The 14,879-nt window shown below is 69.1% G+C and carries 14 protein-coding genes; 11 read left to right on the top strand and 3 right to left on the bottom strand.

From position 1 onward, the window contains the following. The first annotated feature begins 55 nt into the window (after positions 1–55). Positions 56–1,201 carry a toll/interleukin-1 receptor domain-containing protein gene (locus AB5J73_RS08925; RefSeq protein WP_370969231.1) on the top strand — a complete coding sequence of 382 codons (1,146 nt, stop codon included), beginning with the start codon at positions 56–58 and terminating at the stop codon, positions 1,199–1,201. A gap of 142 nt (positions 1,202–1,343) precedes the next feature. Beyond that, positions 1,344–2,153 carry a hypothetical protein gene (locus AB5J73_RS08920; RefSeq protein ID WP_370969230.1) on the top strand — a complete coding sequence of 270 codons (810 nt, stop codon included), beginning with the start codon at positions 1,344–1,346 and terminating at the stop codon, positions 2,151–2,153. Between the two features lie 853 nt (positions 2,154–3,006). Here AB5J73_RS08920 and AB5J73_RS08915 read toward each other — a convergent pair. Then, positions 3,007–3,462 (bottom strand): GreA/GreB family elongation factor, encoded by a 456-nt coding sequence (locus tag AB5J73_RS08915; protein ID WP_086864364.1) that lies wholly within the window; start codon positions 3,460–3,462, stop codon positions 3,007–3,009. 123 nt (positions 3,463–3,585) lie between these two features. Here AB5J73_RS08915 and AB5J73_RS08910 point away from each other — a divergent pair, with 123 nt between their 5' ends. From AB5J73_RS08910 to glyA, 6 genes are all read left to right on the top strand, one after another. Continuing rightward, complete coding sequence (locus AB5J73_RS08910; protein WP_370969229.1) at positions 3,586–4,176, top strand: TetR/AcrR family transcriptional regulator; 591 nt, start codon at positions 3,586–3,588, stop codon at positions 4,174–4,176. A 103-nt stretch (positions 4,177–4,279) separates the two neighbouring features. Continuing rightward, positions 4,280–5,485 carry a M14 family metallopeptidase gene (locus AB5J73_RS08905; RefSeq protein WP_370973020.1) on the top strand — a complete coding sequence of 402 codons (1,206 nt, stop codon included), beginning with the start codon at positions 4,280–4,282 and terminating at the stop codon, positions 5,483–5,485. Positions 5,486–5,571: 86 nt separating this feature from the next. Continuing rightward, entirely contained in the window at positions 5,572–6,093 is a 522-nt protein-coding gene (locus tag AB5J73_RS08900) for a gamma carbonic anhydrase family protein (RefSeq protein WP_247017393.1), read from the top strand. Positions 6,094–6,132: 39 nt separating this feature from the next. Continuing rightward, positions 6,133–6,555, top strand: coding sequence for an uL11 family ribosomal protein (locus AB5J73_RS08895; protein WP_370969228.1), 423 nt, complete (start codon positions 6,133–6,135; stop codon positions 6,553–6,555). Between the two features lies 1 nt (position 6,556). Next, the gene (locus tag AB5J73_RS08890; protein WP_370969227.1) at positions 6,557–6,961 is read left to right on the top strand and encodes a hypothetical protein; all 405 of its coding nucleotides are present in this window, start codon (positions 6,557–6,559) and stop codon (positions 6,959–6,961) included. Between the two features lie 112 nt (positions 6,962–7,073). Continuing rightward, positions 7,074–8,342 carry a serine hydroxymethyltransferase gene (glyA, locus tag AB5J73_RS08885; protein ID WP_370969226.1) on the top strand — a complete coding sequence of 423 codons (1,269 nt, stop codon included), beginning with the start codon at positions 7,074–7,076 and terminating at the stop codon, positions 8,340–8,342. Here the strand turns inward: glyA and AB5J73_RS08880 are convergent. After that, positions 8,330–9,091, bottom strand: coding sequence for an inositol monophosphatase (locus AB5J73_RS08880; protein WP_370969225.1), 762 nt, complete (start codon positions 9,089–9,091; stop codon positions 8,330–8,332). The genes glyA and AB5J73_RS08880 overlap by 13 nt on opposite strands. Positions 9,092–9,164: 73 nt before the next feature. Here AB5J73_RS08880 and AB5J73_RS08875 point away from each other — a divergent pair, with 73 nt between their 5' ends. Beyond that, the gene (locus AB5J73_RS08875) at positions 9,165–10,091 is read left to right on the top strand and encodes an Lrp/AsnC family transcriptional regulator (protein WP_370969224.1); all 927 of its coding nucleotides are present in this window, start codon (positions 9,165–9,167) and stop codon (positions 10,089–10,091) included. A gap of 86 nt (positions 10,092–10,177) precedes the next feature. After that, positions 10,178–11,830 (top strand): MDR family MFS transporter, encoded by a 1,653-nt coding sequence (locus AB5J73_RS08870; protein WP_370969223.1) that lies wholly within the window; start codon positions 10,178–10,180, stop codon positions 11,828–11,830. A 53-nt stretch (positions 11,831–11,883) separates the two neighbouring features. On the opposite strand, the gene AB5J73_RS08865 is transcribed toward AB5J73_RS08870, so the two are convergent. After that, positions 11,884–12,396, bottom strand: a complete 513-nt coding sequence (locus tag AB5J73_RS08865) for an inorganic diphosphatase (protein WP_370969222.1) — start codon at positions 12,394–12,396, stop codon at positions 11,884–11,886. Between the two features lie 176 nt (positions 12,397–12,572). Between AB5J73_RS08865 and dacB the strand changes: the two genes are divergently transcribed. Beyond that, on the top strand, positions 12,573–14,873 hold the full coding sequence (dacB, locus tag AB5J73_RS08860; RefSeq protein ID WP_370969221.1) for a D-alanyl-D-alanine carboxypeptidase/D-alanyl-D-alanine-endopeptidase: 2,301 nt from the start codon (positions 12,573–12,575) through the stop codon (positions 14,871–14,873). The last annotated feature ends 6 nt before the right edge of the window (positions 14,874–14,879 follow it).

Genomic DNA, 14,879 nt, shown 5'->3' with positions numbered 1-14,879 from the left:
GCGTTCTTACTAGCTAACCGCCGACTCTGCGGCGGCATACCGCCTAGGAGTGCGCATGTCTGAGCTAAATGAAGAATGGACCTCTGGTTTCTGGAGTTATGTCCGAGACGATGACGTCTCGACCAAAGGCAAGCTGAGTGAGATCCGAGAGGATCTGATTGGCATGTATGCACTTGAGACAGGTGATCAGCTCAAGATTTTCCAAGACACTGAGAGCATTGGCTGGGGTGAGAGCTGGGAGAACGCTCTCGGGTATGGCATCAGTAGAACCGTATTCTTCATTCCTCTTGTAACCCCCAATTACTTCAAGAGTGAAGCATGCAGAAAAGAGCTGTTGGCTTTCTATCAGCTTTGCCAGGCTCGTGGAATTGATGGCTTAATTCTGCCTATTATCATTTCCGGGAAAGACAAAATTCGCATCGACCATGAAGATGAGGTGGTGCGGATTATTGCGAAATCAAACTACGAGTCGTTTGAGGACATCTGGCCTAGCGGGCGAGGTGGTGAGGCCTGGATTTCCGGGGTGCGCAGGCTTGCTCGAAAGTTGATTGAAGCTGAACGGAGAGTAGAGGAGCAGCTACCGGCGATCTTGGAAAATGAACTTCAGGCGAGCGGGTATGACGCTTCGGGCTCCCGTGTTGCTCAACTTGAAGGCGCGGAAGAGTCTCCCGGACTCATTGAAATTGCAGAAGAGTTCGAGCCGCTGATGCCTTTGGTTGAGGAATCGGTGCAGCGAGCTGTTACTGACTTCACTACCCTCGCGGGTCTGTTGGCGCAGTTTGGAGATCAGGCGAAGAGGGCGGGTAATAATCCAAACCTGTACAAATCGACAATTATTAATATGGCAAAGTCTATTGAGGGTCCCACGGCGGAGTTTGTGGAATCAGCCAGCGAAGCGCAACGCTTCGTGCTTCAAGCTGACCAAATTTTCAAGCGTTATCGTTCAATCGTGAACTCTGAGCAAGATGAACGAATCATGGCGCAGTTCCGCGCGCAGCTGGATAGTGGAACGAGGGACCTGCGGGAAGTTGCGACAATTGCTGATCAGCTGGACGATGTTTCGCAGTTGATTGCGAGTGTCGAGAACATTAGCACGGTTCTTCGACGTTCCTTGCGGCCTGCTAATCGAGGAATCAGGATGTTGAGTGATGCGGCCCGCACGGTGGCAAGCTGGGCACCAGAGGACCCGCAAAGCCGATAAGTGAGCGGTAGTTCGGCGAAGCTTACTCAGCATTCTCCTCTCGGCCTGCGTGTCGGGCGACCGTGGCGGTGTGCCGGAGCTTAGGTTGTCGGCGACTGTACCGACCCCGATTCATACTTGCAGCGATCCGGAGGATATCCGAATGGAAGCAGGCGATCCGCTCACTGGTTGGGCGACTGTCGCCCTGGCTGCGTCGACGGTGGCCACGCTCCTGTACAGCGTGATCACCACCAGGCGAGACCGAAAGGACGCTGACAGGCGCATCCAGGAGCAACGGGACTACGACAGTCGGCGAGCGCAGCAGGACCAGGCAGATGCAGAAGCGCGGCTAGAGGCTGAACGGAAGGCTGCCGACCGGCGCCTCACAGACGAGCGGATGTACACGGAGAAGGCGCGCCAGCGGGAACGACAACAGGACAGCGCCACCCGGTTGCTGGTGCGGATCGCCAGTCTGCTGCCGTTGATGAACCGGGTGCCGAACGTGTTTGACACGGTAAGTTTCGCGCTGGGCGGGCCGCGAACTGTCGGCGAAACGCCCTGCGAGACCGAGAGCGCCGTGGAGGGGCTTCGATTCGGCGGGTTCGCCGATTTGCCGGGCCTCCGTGACGTCAGAGCCACCGAGCAGTACCGCAGACTTGTGCACCTGGTGCTCACTGCGGCGCGCAGTGAGCACCAGAAGAGCGAGACCAATCCAGAGGGTCGACAGGAGCACAGCAAGCTTGTGGCACAAGACCTGTGGCGGTACGCGACCTTCGTGCGGCTGTCGCTGGAACACCTGATCGAAGAGGGTGAAAGCCTGGACCCCGGCGAGGGTGGGGCGGGCGTGTCCTTCCCGATGCTCAACCGACGACTGGGTGATAAGTCACTGTGGTACCCGACGAATGTTCCGCGAGGCTGGCAGGACGCGGTGTCGCACGACCCGGACGATCCGCAGTACCGACCGGCGAAGTAGCGGTGAGGGTCTCCTTGGTGGCGCTCTGGCTGCATCTCGCGCGCTAGGTTGCCTAAGCGGCCCCGCGCCCGAGTCCATGCGTCTTTAGGGCCGTTGCTGGCGTGCTCAGCGCCAGCAACGGCCCGAATCGTGAGACCTGAGACGGCCGCAAGCGGTCAAACGCGACAACGCTGGTGTGTCGGGAGTCGCGCGTCTGGCACCAGCCCTCTCAGGGCCGGTTTTCGGCGGCAGTTTGTGGCCGAGTGACACCTATGGGGTGTCGAGACTGTCACACCCGTCACTCTGTCACTCCAGCCCCTCTGGCCTGCGGGTTTAGGTGTGACAGGTGAGTGACACCTTCGGTGACGGCTTTTCGCCCACTCTACTACTATGTCTCTAGTCTCTGACCAGCGAAAAGAGGCTGAAACACAGGGCAGTGGAGGCGGTCTCCGGCTACCGGTGTTCCAGCCTCTTTGGGCTTGGGGTGGGTGTCTAACTGGGTGACAATCCGGGTGACTAACCCCGGACGTACACGGACGGTCAAGGACCGTGAACGTGCAGGTCAGAGTCCTGCGACCAAGGTCAACAAGCGGCGAATTCCGCTCGTAATGAATAGGTCGGGGGTTCGATTCCCCCAGGCGGCTCGACAAGGTTGAAGGCCCCTGCCCCTTGAGGGCAGGGGCCTTTTCTTGTCTCGCGTGTCTTGCGGGCTCCGCCCCGCACCCCGCCCGGCGGGCTCCGCCCCCCGGCCCCCCGTCGTGGTTGCGTCGGGTGGGCAGGCGTCGGAAATTGTTTGGCAGAACCACCCTTACGGGTCAAGTTGGAGATGGCGAAGGCCCCCGGCTTGTGGCCGGGGGCCTTCGAAAGCCGGGTGCTACTTCGGCGGGGCCAGCTTCACCACCGTTGCCTTGGCGTCGCCGCGGGGAGTCCGGTAGGTGATCTCGTCGCCCGCTTTGGCGCCGACCAGGGCCAGGCCCAGGGGGCTGTCCGAGGTGATCGCGTCGGCGTCCTCGCCGGGGACGGTGACGACCTGGAAGGTCTCCTCGTCGCCGTCCGAGAAGCGGAGGGTTACCGTTGTGCCGTCCGGGAGCTGGGCGTTGCCGTAGCCGCCGTGTTCCATCTTCGCGGCCAGGTCGGCGATCTGGCGGTCGAGGCGGGCGGCCGCTTCGGCGCGGTCGATCACGTCCGCCTGGTCCGCCGCGTCGCCGGTGCGCTCCTGCTCGCCGGGTTGCGGCGCGAGGGCCTGTCGTTGGGCGCGCAAGTTCGCGATTTCCTTCTCCAGCTGGCTGCGCGCAGCCGGGCTGAGCCCCTTGTCCCCTGAGATCACCATGCCGCGCATTGTCCGCCGCGCGGACCGGGGTGGCCAATCCGGTTTTTCACCCGAAGGTCATCCGCGGGACGTCTGCCCTAGGATTCGGGCCTGTCGTCCGGAAAGAAGGTAACGAGAATCACCGTGAGCGCAGTCCCCGGTCGCAGCGACCGGCTCTCTCCCAACCAGCTGGCCAAGCAGGAACAGATCGTCGAAGCCGCACGCGTGGTGCTCGCCCGCGACGGGCTCGCCGGGTGCACCGTCCGGGCCATCGCCGACGCCGGACCGCTCACCAAGAGCGCGATCCACTACTACTTCGCCGACATCGACGTCCTCATCGACCGCGCGATGGCCGCGCACATCACCGCCTTCGCGGCGGGGCTGCGCGAGGTGGCCGCGAAGCACGACGAACCCCGCCGGCGGCTCTTCGCCGTCCTCGAGGAGTACCTGCGCGTCTTCGCCGCCAACCCGAACGCGGCGTTCCTCTGGTTCGAGTACTGGATCGCCGCCGGGCGGGCGCAGCACCCGCAGGCCATCGACGTCATGCTCACGTCGCTCAACGAGCTGCTCGCCGAGCTCCTCGCCCCGCTCGACGTCGACGACCCCCGGGCGCGCGCCCGGGCGCTGCTGTCGTACCTGCTGGGCACGGTCGTCCAGCAGCGGGTGCGCCCGCGTCCGTTCGCCACGCTGCGTGCCGACATCGAGGCGCTCTGCTTCGCGAACTACGGCCAGTAACACCCAATAGATCCGTAGAGGTACGGATTGTGCGATACGTCCGGCTCCGGCCAAGGTCGAGGAACCCCCGAGAGCAGGAGACGTGATGCGCACACGAACGTGCATGGCAGCGGCCGCGGCCGTCCTCTTGGTGCTCACCGCCGGCGGCCAGGCCGGCGCCGCCCAGCCCGACGGTCCGCAGGTCTACGAAGTGACCGGCACCGGCACCGCCCAGCAGCGCACCGAGGTCGCGCGGACCGGCGCGGACATCCTCGACGTCGAGGGCGCGACGACGACGATCATCGCCAACCCCGGCGAGGTGGCTCAGCTGCGCGCGCTCGGCTTCGGCGTCAAGGCGCTCGGGAAGGTGAACCGGCCCCAGGGCACCGAGACCGTCGAAGACTTCCCGGCCGGCTACACCGGCTACCACACGTACGCCGAGACGCAGACCGAGCTGCAGAAGGCCGTCGCGAACTACCCCACGCTCGCGAAGCTCGGCAGCGTCGGCAACTCCTACGAAGGCCGCGCGCTGTCGGTGCTCAAGATCAGCGACAACGCCGGCACCGACGAGAACGAGCCCGAAGTCCTCTTCACCTGCAACCAGCATGCGCGCGAGCACCTCACCACCGAGATGTGCCTCCGCGTCGTGCAGCGCCTGACCAGCGGGTACGCCACCGACCCCGCGATCAAGCGGCTCGTCGACAGCGCCGAGATCTGGGTCGTCCCCAGCGTCAACCCGGACGGCTCCGAGTACGACATCTCCGGCGGCACGTTCCACAGCTGGCGCAAGAACCGCCAGGGCCCCGGCACCGACACCAACCGCAACTGGGGCTACAAGTGGGGCTGCTGCGGCGGCTCGTCGGGCTCGACGTCGAGCGAGACCTACCGCGGCACGGCGGCGTTCTCCGCGCCCGAGACCCGCGCCGTCTCGAACTGGGTGAACTCGCGGGTGGTCGGCGGCGTCCAGCAGATCAAGACGCACATCGACTTCCACACCTACTCCGAGCTGGTGCTCTGGCCGTTCGGCTACACCTACGCCGACACCGCGCCGGGCCTGACCGCGGCCGAGGCGCAGAAGTTCCAGTCGCTCGGCAGGCAGATGGCCGCGACCAACGGCTACACGCCGCAGCAGTCCAGCGACCTCTACATCACCGACGGCAGCGTCAACGACTGGATGTGGGCGCAGCACAAGATCTGGAGCTTCACCTTCGAGATGTACCCGAAGGGCAGCAGCCCGGGCTTCTACCCGCGCGACACCCAGATCGTGCCGCAGACGACCCGCAACGACCAGGCCGTGGACATCATCATCAACGCCGCGATCACCGGCTGACCCCCAGCGGCCAGGTACGCGGCTCGCGAATGGCCTCCTTCCCCGTGGACCCGGGGAAGGAGGCCCTCGCGGTTAAGGTGCGGGGCATGCCTCTGTTCTCGTTCGAAGGGCTCAGCCCGCAGGTCCACCCGGACGCCTGGATCGCCCCCACCGCCACCCTGATCGGCGACGTCGTCGTCGAGAAGGACGCCTCGATCTGGTTCGGCGCGGTGATCCGGGCCGACTTCGGCCGGATCGTCATCCGCGAGGGTGCCAACATCCAGGACAACTCGGTGATCCACGTCAACGACGGCGTCTGCGAGGTCGGCAAGAACGTCACCGTGGGCCACCAGTGCCTGGTGCACGACTGCACGATCGGGGAGCAGGCGCTGATCGGCAACGGCTCGACGGTGCTCGACAAGGCGAAGATCGGCGCGCGGGCGCTGGTCGCGGCCGGGGCCACCGTCACGCCGGCGACGGAGGTGCCGGACGAGGTCATCGCGATGGGCAGCCCGGCGAAGAAGTTCGTGCCGCTGACCGACTCCGCGCGCATGTGGGTCGAGCACAACGCAGCGATCTACCAGGAGCTGGCCCGCCGGCACCGGGCCGGCACCAAGCCGATCGATTGACGTTGACTCTCCAGTAGCTGGAGACCCTAGCTTCGGGGCATGGCTCCGAAGAAACTCACCCACCAGGTCACCCTCGAACTCGCCGCGGGCAACGCCCCGGTCGTCGACCTCGGCAAGATGCTGGGGCAGACCGGGGTCAACCTCGTCGAGGTCAAGAAGGCCTACGACGCTTCGACGGCGGCCCAGCGCGGCGACATCGTGCCGGTCGTCGTCTCGGTGTTCGAGGACCGCTCGTTCGCGCTGCGGCTCAAGACGCCGCCGACGGCGTTCCTCATCAAGAAGGCGTTGGGGGACAAGGGTTCCGCGCGGCCGGGGCACGAGGTCGCCGGCAAGCTCACGACCGGCCAGCTGCGGGAGATCGCCACGCGCAAGCTGCCGGACCTGAACACCTCCGACGTCGAAGCGGCGATGCGCACGATCGCGGGCACGGCGCGCTCCATGGGCGTCGTGGTCGTGGACTGACGTGCGCAAGCACGCGGTGGTGCCGCCGTTCCACGCGCTGGACCCCGAGCTCGGGGTCGCGGAACGGTTGCTGCGCCACGGAAATCCGCAGCTGTGCGGGATCGTCGCCCAGCTGCCCGAGGAAGCCGCGGCCGCGCGCCGCCTCAACGCCGTGCTGGCCGAGGCGGGAGCGCGGCCGCGGCTCGTCGCGACCGGGACGGTGTGGCGGATCGTCTACGTGACGCCGTACGCGGGCACCGGCGAGCTGGCCGCGGGGGCGGCCGGGCTGGCCGAACTCGTCACGGTCGGCGGCTGGCGCCGGGTGAAGCGCTGCGCCACCTGCGCGAAGCCGTTCTGCGACCGGACGTCGGGCTGCACCCGCAAGTGGTGCGCCGAGCACCGCCGGAGCACTGGCGGGGTGGACTAGGCTCTTCCCCGCAGCAGCGACTGGCGCCATCGAGGTGGAGCACCACCGGGAAGCGACGACGAGGCCGGCACCGCGCGCCTGGGTGAAGGCCACTCCAGAGCCGGAGTACGCCATGACACACCAGCCAGCACTGAACGCGCTCACCGCCGCCGACCCGCAGATCGCCGGACTGGTCGAGGCCGAAGCGAAGCGCCAGCACGACAAGATCCGCCTGATCGCCTCGGAGAACTACGTCTCGCAGGCCGTCCTCGAGGCGACCGGCAGCGTGCTCACCAACAAGTACTCCGAGGGCTACGCGGGCAAGCGGTACTACGAGGGCCAGCAGTTCATCGACCAGGTCGAGCAGCTCGCCATCGACCGGGCGAAGGCCGTGTTCGGCGCCGACCACGCGAACGTCCAGCCGTACTCCGGCTCGCCGGCGAACCTCGCGGTCTACCTCGCGTTCGCCGAGCCCGGCGACACCGTGCTGGGCATGGCGCTGCCGGACGGCGGCCACCTGACCCACGGCTGGGGCGTGTCCGCGACCGGCAAGTGGTTCACCCCGGTGCGCTACGGCGTCGCCAAGGAGACCGGCCGCGTCGACCTCGACCAGGTCCGCGACCTGGCCCGCGAGCACCGCCCGAAGCTGATCTTCTGCGGTGGCACGGCGATCCCGCGCACGATCGACTTCCCGGCGTTCGCCGAGATCGCCGCGGAGGTCGGCGCGGTGCTCGTCGCCGACATCGCGCACATCGCCGGCCTCGTCGCGGGCGGCGCGCACCCGTCGCCGGTCGGGCACGCGCAGGTCGTCACGACGACCACGCACAAGACGCTGCGCGGCCCGCGCGGCGCGATGATCCTGTCCGACGCCGAGCACGCGAAAGCCGTCGACAAGGCGGTGTTCCCGGGCCTGCAGGGCGGCCCGCACGACCACACGACGGCGGCCATCGCGGTCGCCCTCGGCGAGGCGCAGCAGCCGTCGTTCCGCGAGTACGCGCACACGATCGTCGCCAACGCCCGCGCGCTGGCGGACGCCTTGCTGGCGAAGGGGTACGACCTCGTCTCCGGCGGCACGGACAACCACCTGCTGCTGATCGACCTGACGAACAAGGCGGTCGCGGGCAAGCCGGCGGCGAAGGCGCTGGACCGCGCGGGCATCGAGCTGAACTACAACACGGTCCCGTTCGACCCGCGCAAGCCGTTCGACCCGTCCGGCATCCGGCTCGGCACGTCCGCGATCACCACCCGTGGCCTGCGGCCGGAGCACCAGGTCCAGGTGGCCGACTGGATCGACCGCACGATCACCGCGGCGGCCGCGGCGAACGAGTCCACTTTGGACGCGATCGCGGCGGAGATCCGCGAGTTCCTGGCGCCGTTCCCGATCCCGGGCTACTCGGCCTGACGCAGGATTTTCGCCGCCGGCGCGTGCAGGCCGGGCGCGGCGGCGAGGAAGCTGCCGGCCGACGGCGTCCACGGGGCGCCGTCGGCGGTGGTGACCACCGCGCCGGCCTCGCGCGCGACCAGCGCCGCGCCGGCGAGGTTCGTCGCGTCACGGCCGAACTGCCAGAACAGGTCCAGCCGCCCCGCGGCGACGTCGGCGACCTGCCACGACGTCGGCCCGAGGTTCCGCACGGCCGCGACCTCCTCCAGCACGGCGGTCAGCGACCGGCCGGCGGCTTCGGCCACGCCTGGCTGCTTCGCGACGAACGGCGGCTGGCTGGTCGCCGCGACCACGGCCGCCAGCGACGTCTTGCGTGACGGCGCGACGGGCTTCCCGTTCCGGCGCGCGCCTTCGCCTCGCTTCGCCGCGTAGGTCTCGCCCAGCCGCGGGGAATGCAGCACCGCGAGCTCGGGCTCGCCGTCGCGGACCAGGGTGACGGTGAGGCAGTACTGCGGCAGGCCCTGGAGGAGCTGGACGGCGCCGTCGAGCGCGTCCACCACCCAGACTTCGCCGCCGGGCAGCTCGTCGAACTCCTCCGCCCACGCCGCGCCGGGGCGGAGTTCGGTCAACGCGGCCCGCAGGCCCGCCGCCAGCGGGTCGTCGATCGCGCCGAAGGCGGCGGCCAGCTCGGCGAAGGAGGCGGGCGGGTGTTCGGGTGCGCGCACGCCGGTGGCCAGGGTTTCCACGAGGTCGATCACGGATTTCAGCATGCGGCCACGATTACGCTCGGACGACGGCCACGGGTATTGCAGTGGCCGAACCTCAGCGGAATCGGACTCGACCATGCGACTTCTGACCGAAATCGAACAGCGCGTCGTCTCGGCCCTCCAGATCGACGGCCGTGCCGGACCCGGCCGGATCGCCGAGGTGCTCGACCTCTCGCCGCGCACGGTCACGCGCGTCATCTCCCGGCTGCGCGCCGACGGACGGCTGAAGGTCGTCTGCGTCCCCGACCCCGCGCACGGCCTGCGCGGCGCGATGCTGCTGCGGGTCAAGGTCCTCCGCGGCCGGACCCCGGCGATCGCCGACGGCCTGGCCAAGCGGGCCGACGTCCTGTTCGTCGACATCCTCGCGGGCGGCGAGGAGATCAGCGCCGTCGCGCTCGGCGGGCTCGACGGCCGCCTGGTGCACGACGCCCTGCCGTCGACCTCCGCGGTCACGGAGCTGCGCGCGCACTCGATCCTCCACGTCTTCTCCGACGCCACCGAGTGGCGCACCGGCCTGCTCACCGGCGCCGAAGCCGCCGCGCTGGCCCCGCCGCCGCCCGGCGACGACGTCCCGCTCGACGACCTCGACCGGCGGCTCCTGGACCGGCTGGCCGCCGACGCCCGGCTCGGACCGGCCGAGCTGGCCGCGGAGGCGCCGGAATCCACCGTCCGACGGCGCCTCGACCGGCTCGCCGCGGCCGGCCGCATCCGCACCTACGCGAACGTCGACGTCGCGGCGCTGGGCCTGGCGGTCGACGCGAACGTCTGGATGACCGTGCCGCCGGGGCGGCTCGACGAGGTGGGGCGGGCCCTGGCGCGCCACCCGATGGTCCACGGCACCCTCGCCACGACCGGCGTCACCAACCTGATGGCCGCCGTCTGGTGCCGCGACCTCGCCGCCCTCTACGCCTTCGTGACCGGCCTCGACGTGCCGTCCGCCGAGGTCACGGTGGTCGCGCGGGCCGTCAAGCGGGGCGGGAGACCGGGCTCACAGAAAATTTGATTGCACGATACAAGCTCTCTCGGAATACTTGGTCGAGGCAAGTAGTTGAGAGGTACAAGCAACTACGCGAACCGAGGGAGACCACCATGAGCGACACCTCCACGGCGGAAGGAGCAGCCGCTACGAACGGCAAACTGACCCACCGCCAGATCCTCACCGTCCTGTCCGGCCTGATGCTCGGCATGTTCCTGGCCGCGCTCGACCAGACCATCGTTTCCTCGTCGATGCGCACCATCGCCGACGAGCTGCACGGCCTGTCCCTGCAGGCCTGGGCCACCACCGCCTACCTGATCACCGCGACGCTCTCGACGCCGCTGTACGGCAAGCTGTCCGACCTCTACGGCCGCAAGCCCATGTACCTGACGGCGATCTCGCTGTTCCTGATCGGCTCGCTGGCCAGCGGCATGGCCACGTCGATGTACGAGCTCGCCGCGTTCCGCGCCTTCCAGGGGCTCGGCGCCGGTGGCCTGATGTCACTGGCGCTGGCGATCATCACCGACATCACCGCGCCGCGTGAGCGCAGCAAGTACCAGGGCTACTTCATGGCGGTGTTCGGCATCTCGAGCGTCGCCGGCCCGGTCGTCGGCGGCTTCTTCGCCGGCATCGACACCTTCGCGGGCATCACCGGCTGGCGCTGGGTCTTCCTCGTCAACGTCCCGATCGCGCTGGCCGCGCTGGTCGTCGTCACCAAGGTGCTGAACCTCCCGCACACCCGCGTGGACCAGAAGGTCGACTACTGGGGTGCCGTCGCGCTGGCCACCGGCCTGGTGCCGCTGCTGATCGTCGCCGAGCAGGGCCGCGAGTGGGGCTGGGGCTCCGCCGCTTCGATCGCGATGTACGTCGTCGGCGCGCTGGGCGTGACCGCCTTCGTGTGGATCGAACGCCGGATGGGCGACGCTGCCCTGCTGCCGCTGCGCCTGTTCAAGCGGCCGGTGTTCCGGATGTCCACGCTGGTCACCGTGGTGCAGGGCGCCGGGATGTTCGGCGCGATGATGTCGCTGCCGCTGTACCTGCAGATCGTCAAGGGCGCGACGCCGACCCAGGCCGGCCTGCAGATGCTGCCGCTGACGCTGGGCATCATGTCCGCGAGCATGACCAGCGGCCGGATCATCTCGAAGACCGGGCGCTACAAGATGTTCGCCGTGGCCGGGATCGGCCTGATGGCGGCGGCGCTGTTCGCGCTCTCGACGATCACCGTCGACAGCTCGCTGGCGCTGGTCATGGTGATCGCCTTCGTGATCGGCCTCGGCCTCGGCGCCTCGATGCAGACGCTGGTGCTGGCCGCGACCAACGACGTCCGCCCGCAGGACATCGGCGTCGCCACCTCGGCGGCGACGTTCTTCCGGCAGATCGGCGGCACGGCGGGCACCGCGGTGTTCCTGTCGATCCTGTTCGGCACGGTCGGCGACCGGATCGCGAACGCCGTCCGCTCGGCGATGACCAGCCCGGCCTACGTCTCGGCGCTGGCCCAGAACCCGGCGTTCGCGCAGCAGCTGAAGAGCGGCGCACTGGACGTCAACGACACGTCGTTCCTGTCCTCGCTCGACCCGACGCTGGCCCGGCCGATCCTGCAGGGCTTCGCCGAGTCGATGAGCACGGTGTTCCTGGTCGGCGGGATCGTGCTGACCGTCGGGTTCGCCCTGGTGTGGTTCCTCAAGGAGAAGCCGCTCTCGGACAAGTCGGCGATGGAGCAGCGCGCGGAGGCCGGGGAGGCGCCCGCACTGGCCATGGCGCACTGACCGGGGAATGGAAAGGCCCCCTCGGGATCTCCCGAGGGGGCCTTTCCGCGGACTCAGTGGCCGCCGTTGGCCTCTTCCTTGGCCAGGCGGTCGGTCTCGCGCTCGTACGAGCGGGCGATCTCGGCCTCGGCCTCGGTTCGGCCGACCCAGGACGAGCCTTCGACACTCTTGCCGGGCTCGAGGTCCTTGTAGACCTCGAAGAAGTGCTGGATCTCCAGCTTGTGGAACTCGTTCAGGTGGTGGATGTCGCGCAGGTGCTCGAGGCGCGGGTCGTTCGTCGGGACGGCTAGGACCTTGTCGTCCGGGCCCTTCTCGTCGGTCATCCGGAACATGCCGATCGCGCGGCAGCGGATCAGGCAGCCCGGGAAGGTCGGCTCCTGGACGAGGACGAGCACGTCGAGCGGGTCGCCGTCCTGGCCGAGGGTGTCGTCGATGAAGCCGTAGTCGGCCGGGTACTGCGTGGCCGTGAACAGGGTCCGGTCCAGCTTGATGCGGCCGGTCTTGTGGTCGACCTCGTACTTGTTGCGCTCCCCTTTGGGGATTTCGATCGTGACGTCGAACTCCACGGCGTCCTCGCTGCTTCTTTATAGATCCGGGCGTGCCCGCCCGACGCGGGCGGCAACCTTCATGACTGTCTTGACGTCTCCTAGTGTGGACTACGGCCTGCCGCGGGTCCGCATCGATGTCGGCCACGCGGCATGTGACCTTGGCCCCTTCCGGGGCAGGTGAGAAGGAGTGGTGGGTGCCGGAAAACGACCAGCCGATGTGGCCTTCGTCGGACGAAGACCGCTCGTCGTCGGGCGCGCGGAAGACCACCCCGATGTCCCTGCCCGACCCGCCCGCGAGCCCGCCGGGGGAGTCCGGCGTGCCCAAGGTCACAGGCAGCGAGGCACCGAAGGGGTCCTGGTTCGCGCCGAACGTCGCGCCCGAACCGGTCCCCGGGCTCAACGTGCCGGCGGAGGAGCCACCGCCCCCGCCGCCCCCGGCCAAGCAGGACCTCGCCGACCGGCTCGGCAGCCGGGAACCGAAGCGACCGGCCGAAGCGGGGACCGAGTACATCCGGGCCGAGCAGCCGCCCGCGGAGAGCACCCAGTTCATCGAGGTGAAGCAGCCGGAGCAGGCGCCGGTCGTGCCGGTCGAGCGCAACGTCTGGCCCGCTGAGCAGCAGGGACACCGCGAGGAGCCGCGGGAAGAGCCGCAGCAGCAGTGGCGTGAGGAACTGCAGCTGTGGCGGGAGGAGCAGCAACGCCGCGAAGAGCAGCTGAAGCGCGCCGAAACCCAGCGCCGTGAAGAGCCGCAACGGCCGGAAGAGCCCCAGCAGCCCTGGGCCCAGCGCATCGAGCTGCAGGAAAACCGCGGCGGTGACCGCCCGGCCGAACCGGGTGACCGGCGGCCGGGCCTGCCGCCGGAGCCGCCGCGCGGGGTCGTCCCGTCGGCGTCCGCCGGCTCCCTGGCCCGGCCGCAGCGGATCGAGCCGGACGGGCAGCGGTTCGACGCCGAGGCGACCGTCGGGATCGAGCGGCCCACGCAGTTCCCCGCCGCCTTCCAGCAGCAGCCGCAGCCGCGGAACGAGCCACCGCGGCCCGAGCAGCAGCCGCCGTCCGAGCCGCCGCCCGCCGCCGGGGCGGCCGCCGCCGAGGAGCCGCCGAAGAAGCGGCGCAAGGGCAAGCTGATCGCGCTCGTCGTGGTCGTCCTGCTGGTGCTGGCCGGGGGCGGGGTCGCCGCGGCGATGCCGAAGGTGTCGAACCGGCTGGGCCTGCCGTGGGCGCCGAACGCGCCGAAGGGCGACAGCCCCGAGCCGGTCGCGGCCACGCGCCAGCTGCAGGGGCCGGACAACGCCGGGCAGGCGCCGACCGCGAACGGCGTCAAGTCCGCGCTGGCTTCGGCGGCCGGCAACGGCGCGCTCGGCCAGCTCACCGGCAGCGTGATCGACCCGGTGACCGGCACCGTGCTGTGGGACCGCGGCTCGTCGACGCCGGTGACGCCCGCGTCGACGACGAAGGTGCTGACGTCGGCGGCCGCGCTGCTGTCGCTGGACCACAACCTCCGGCTGTCGACCAAGATCGTCCAGGGCGCCGACCCGGGCACGGTCGTCCTGGTCGGCGGCGGTGACACGACGATCACCAACCTGCCGCTGGGCACGGACTCGCCGCTGTACCCGGGTGCCGCGCACGTCGACGACCTCGTCGCGCAGGTCAAGAAGGCGGCGCCCGGCGTCAAGAAGGTGCAGGTCGACCTGACCCTGTTCAAGGGCGCCACGACCGCGCCGGGCTGGGAAGCGGGCGACGCGCCGTCGACGTACGCGACGCAGATGGCGCCCGTGATGGCCGACGGCGGCCGGATCAGCCCCAAGGACAACGGCTCGCAGCGCACGGCGAACGCGGGCAGCGCGCTGGCCTCGTCGATCGCGTCGAAACTGGGCGCGTCGGCGGCCGGCCAGGCGACCGCCTCGAAGGACGCGAAGGTGCTCGGCGAGGTCAAGTCGGCCCCGCTGACCGAGCTGGTGTCCGACCTGATGGTGCTGTCGGACGACGTCCTCGCCGAGGCGATCGCCCGGCAGGTGGCGCTGGCGAACGGCGAGGAAGCGAGCTACGCGGGCGGCGCGAAGGCGACCATCAAGGTGCTGAAGGACCACGGGTTCGACGTTTCGGGCGTCGAGCTCTCCGACGGCAGCGGCATCTCGTCGCTCAACCGCATCCCGGCGCGGCTGCTGACCCAGCTGCTGGCGGCCGCGGCGGCCCCGGAGGGCAAGAACCCGAACACCGGGAAGCTGCGCCCGGTGCTGGCGGGCCTCCCGGTCGCGGGCGGCTCCGGCACGCTCGCCGACAAGCGGTTCGACACGCCGGGGTCCCAGGCGGGCCGCGGCTGGGTGCGGGCGAAGACGGGCACGCTGACCGGCGTGAACACCCTGGCCGGCCTGGTCCTCGACCAGGACGGCCGGGTGCTGGTGTTCGCGTTCATGTCCAACGACTCGGACACCGAACCCGGCCGGGACGCCATCGACGTCCTGGCCACGAGCCTCCGCAAGTGCGGGTGCGCTTAGCGGGGG

The sequence above is a fragment of the Amycolatopsis sp. cg9 genome (assembly GCF_041346945.1).
GTDB lineage: Bacteria > Actinomycetota > Actinomycetes > Mycobacteriales > Pseudonocardiaceae > Amycolatopsis.
This window is presented reverse-complemented; position numbering and strand designations above follow the sequence as displayed.

Coding starts and splice junctions, on each gene's coding strand:
- AB5J73_RS08900 (WP_247017393.1), top strand. CDS start 5,572: ATGCCTCTGTTCTCGTTCGAAGGGCTCAGCCCGCAGGTCCACCCGGAC.
- AB5J73_RS08880 (WP_370969225.1), bottom strand. CDS start 9,091: ATGCTGAAATCCGTGATCGACCTCGTGGAAACCCTGGCCACCGGCGTG.
- AB5J73_RS08920 (WP_370969230.1), top strand. CDS start 1,344: ATGGAAGCAGGCGATCCGCTCACTGGTTGGGCGACTGTCGCCCTGGCT.
- AB5J73_RS08905 (WP_370973020.1), top strand. CDS start 4,280: ATGGCAGCGGCCGCGGCCGTCCTCTTGGTGCTCACCGCCGGCGGCCAG.
- AB5J73_RS08870 (WP_370969223.1), top strand. CDS start 10,178: ATGAGCGACACCTCCACGGCGGAAGGAGCAGCCGCTACGAACGGCAAA.
- AB5J73_RS08925 (WP_370969231.1), top strand. CDS start 56: ATGTCTGAGCTAAATGAAGAATGGACCTCTGGTTTCTGGAGTTATGTC.
- AB5J73_RS08895 (WP_370969228.1), top strand. CDS start 6,133: ATGGCTCCGAAGAAACTCACCCACCAGGTCACCCTCGAACTCGCCGCG.
- AB5J73_RS08915 (WP_086864364.1), bottom strand. CDS start 3,462: ATGGTGATCTCAGGGGACAAGGGGCTCAGCCCGGCTGCGCGCAGCCAG.
- AB5J73_RS08875 (WP_370969224.1), top strand. CDS start 9,165: ATGCGACTTCTGACCGAAATCGAACAGCGCGTCGTCTCGGCCCTCCAG.
- glyA (WP_370969226.1), top strand. CDS start 7,074: ATGACACACCAGCCAGCACTGAACGCGCTCACCGCCGCCGACCCGCAG.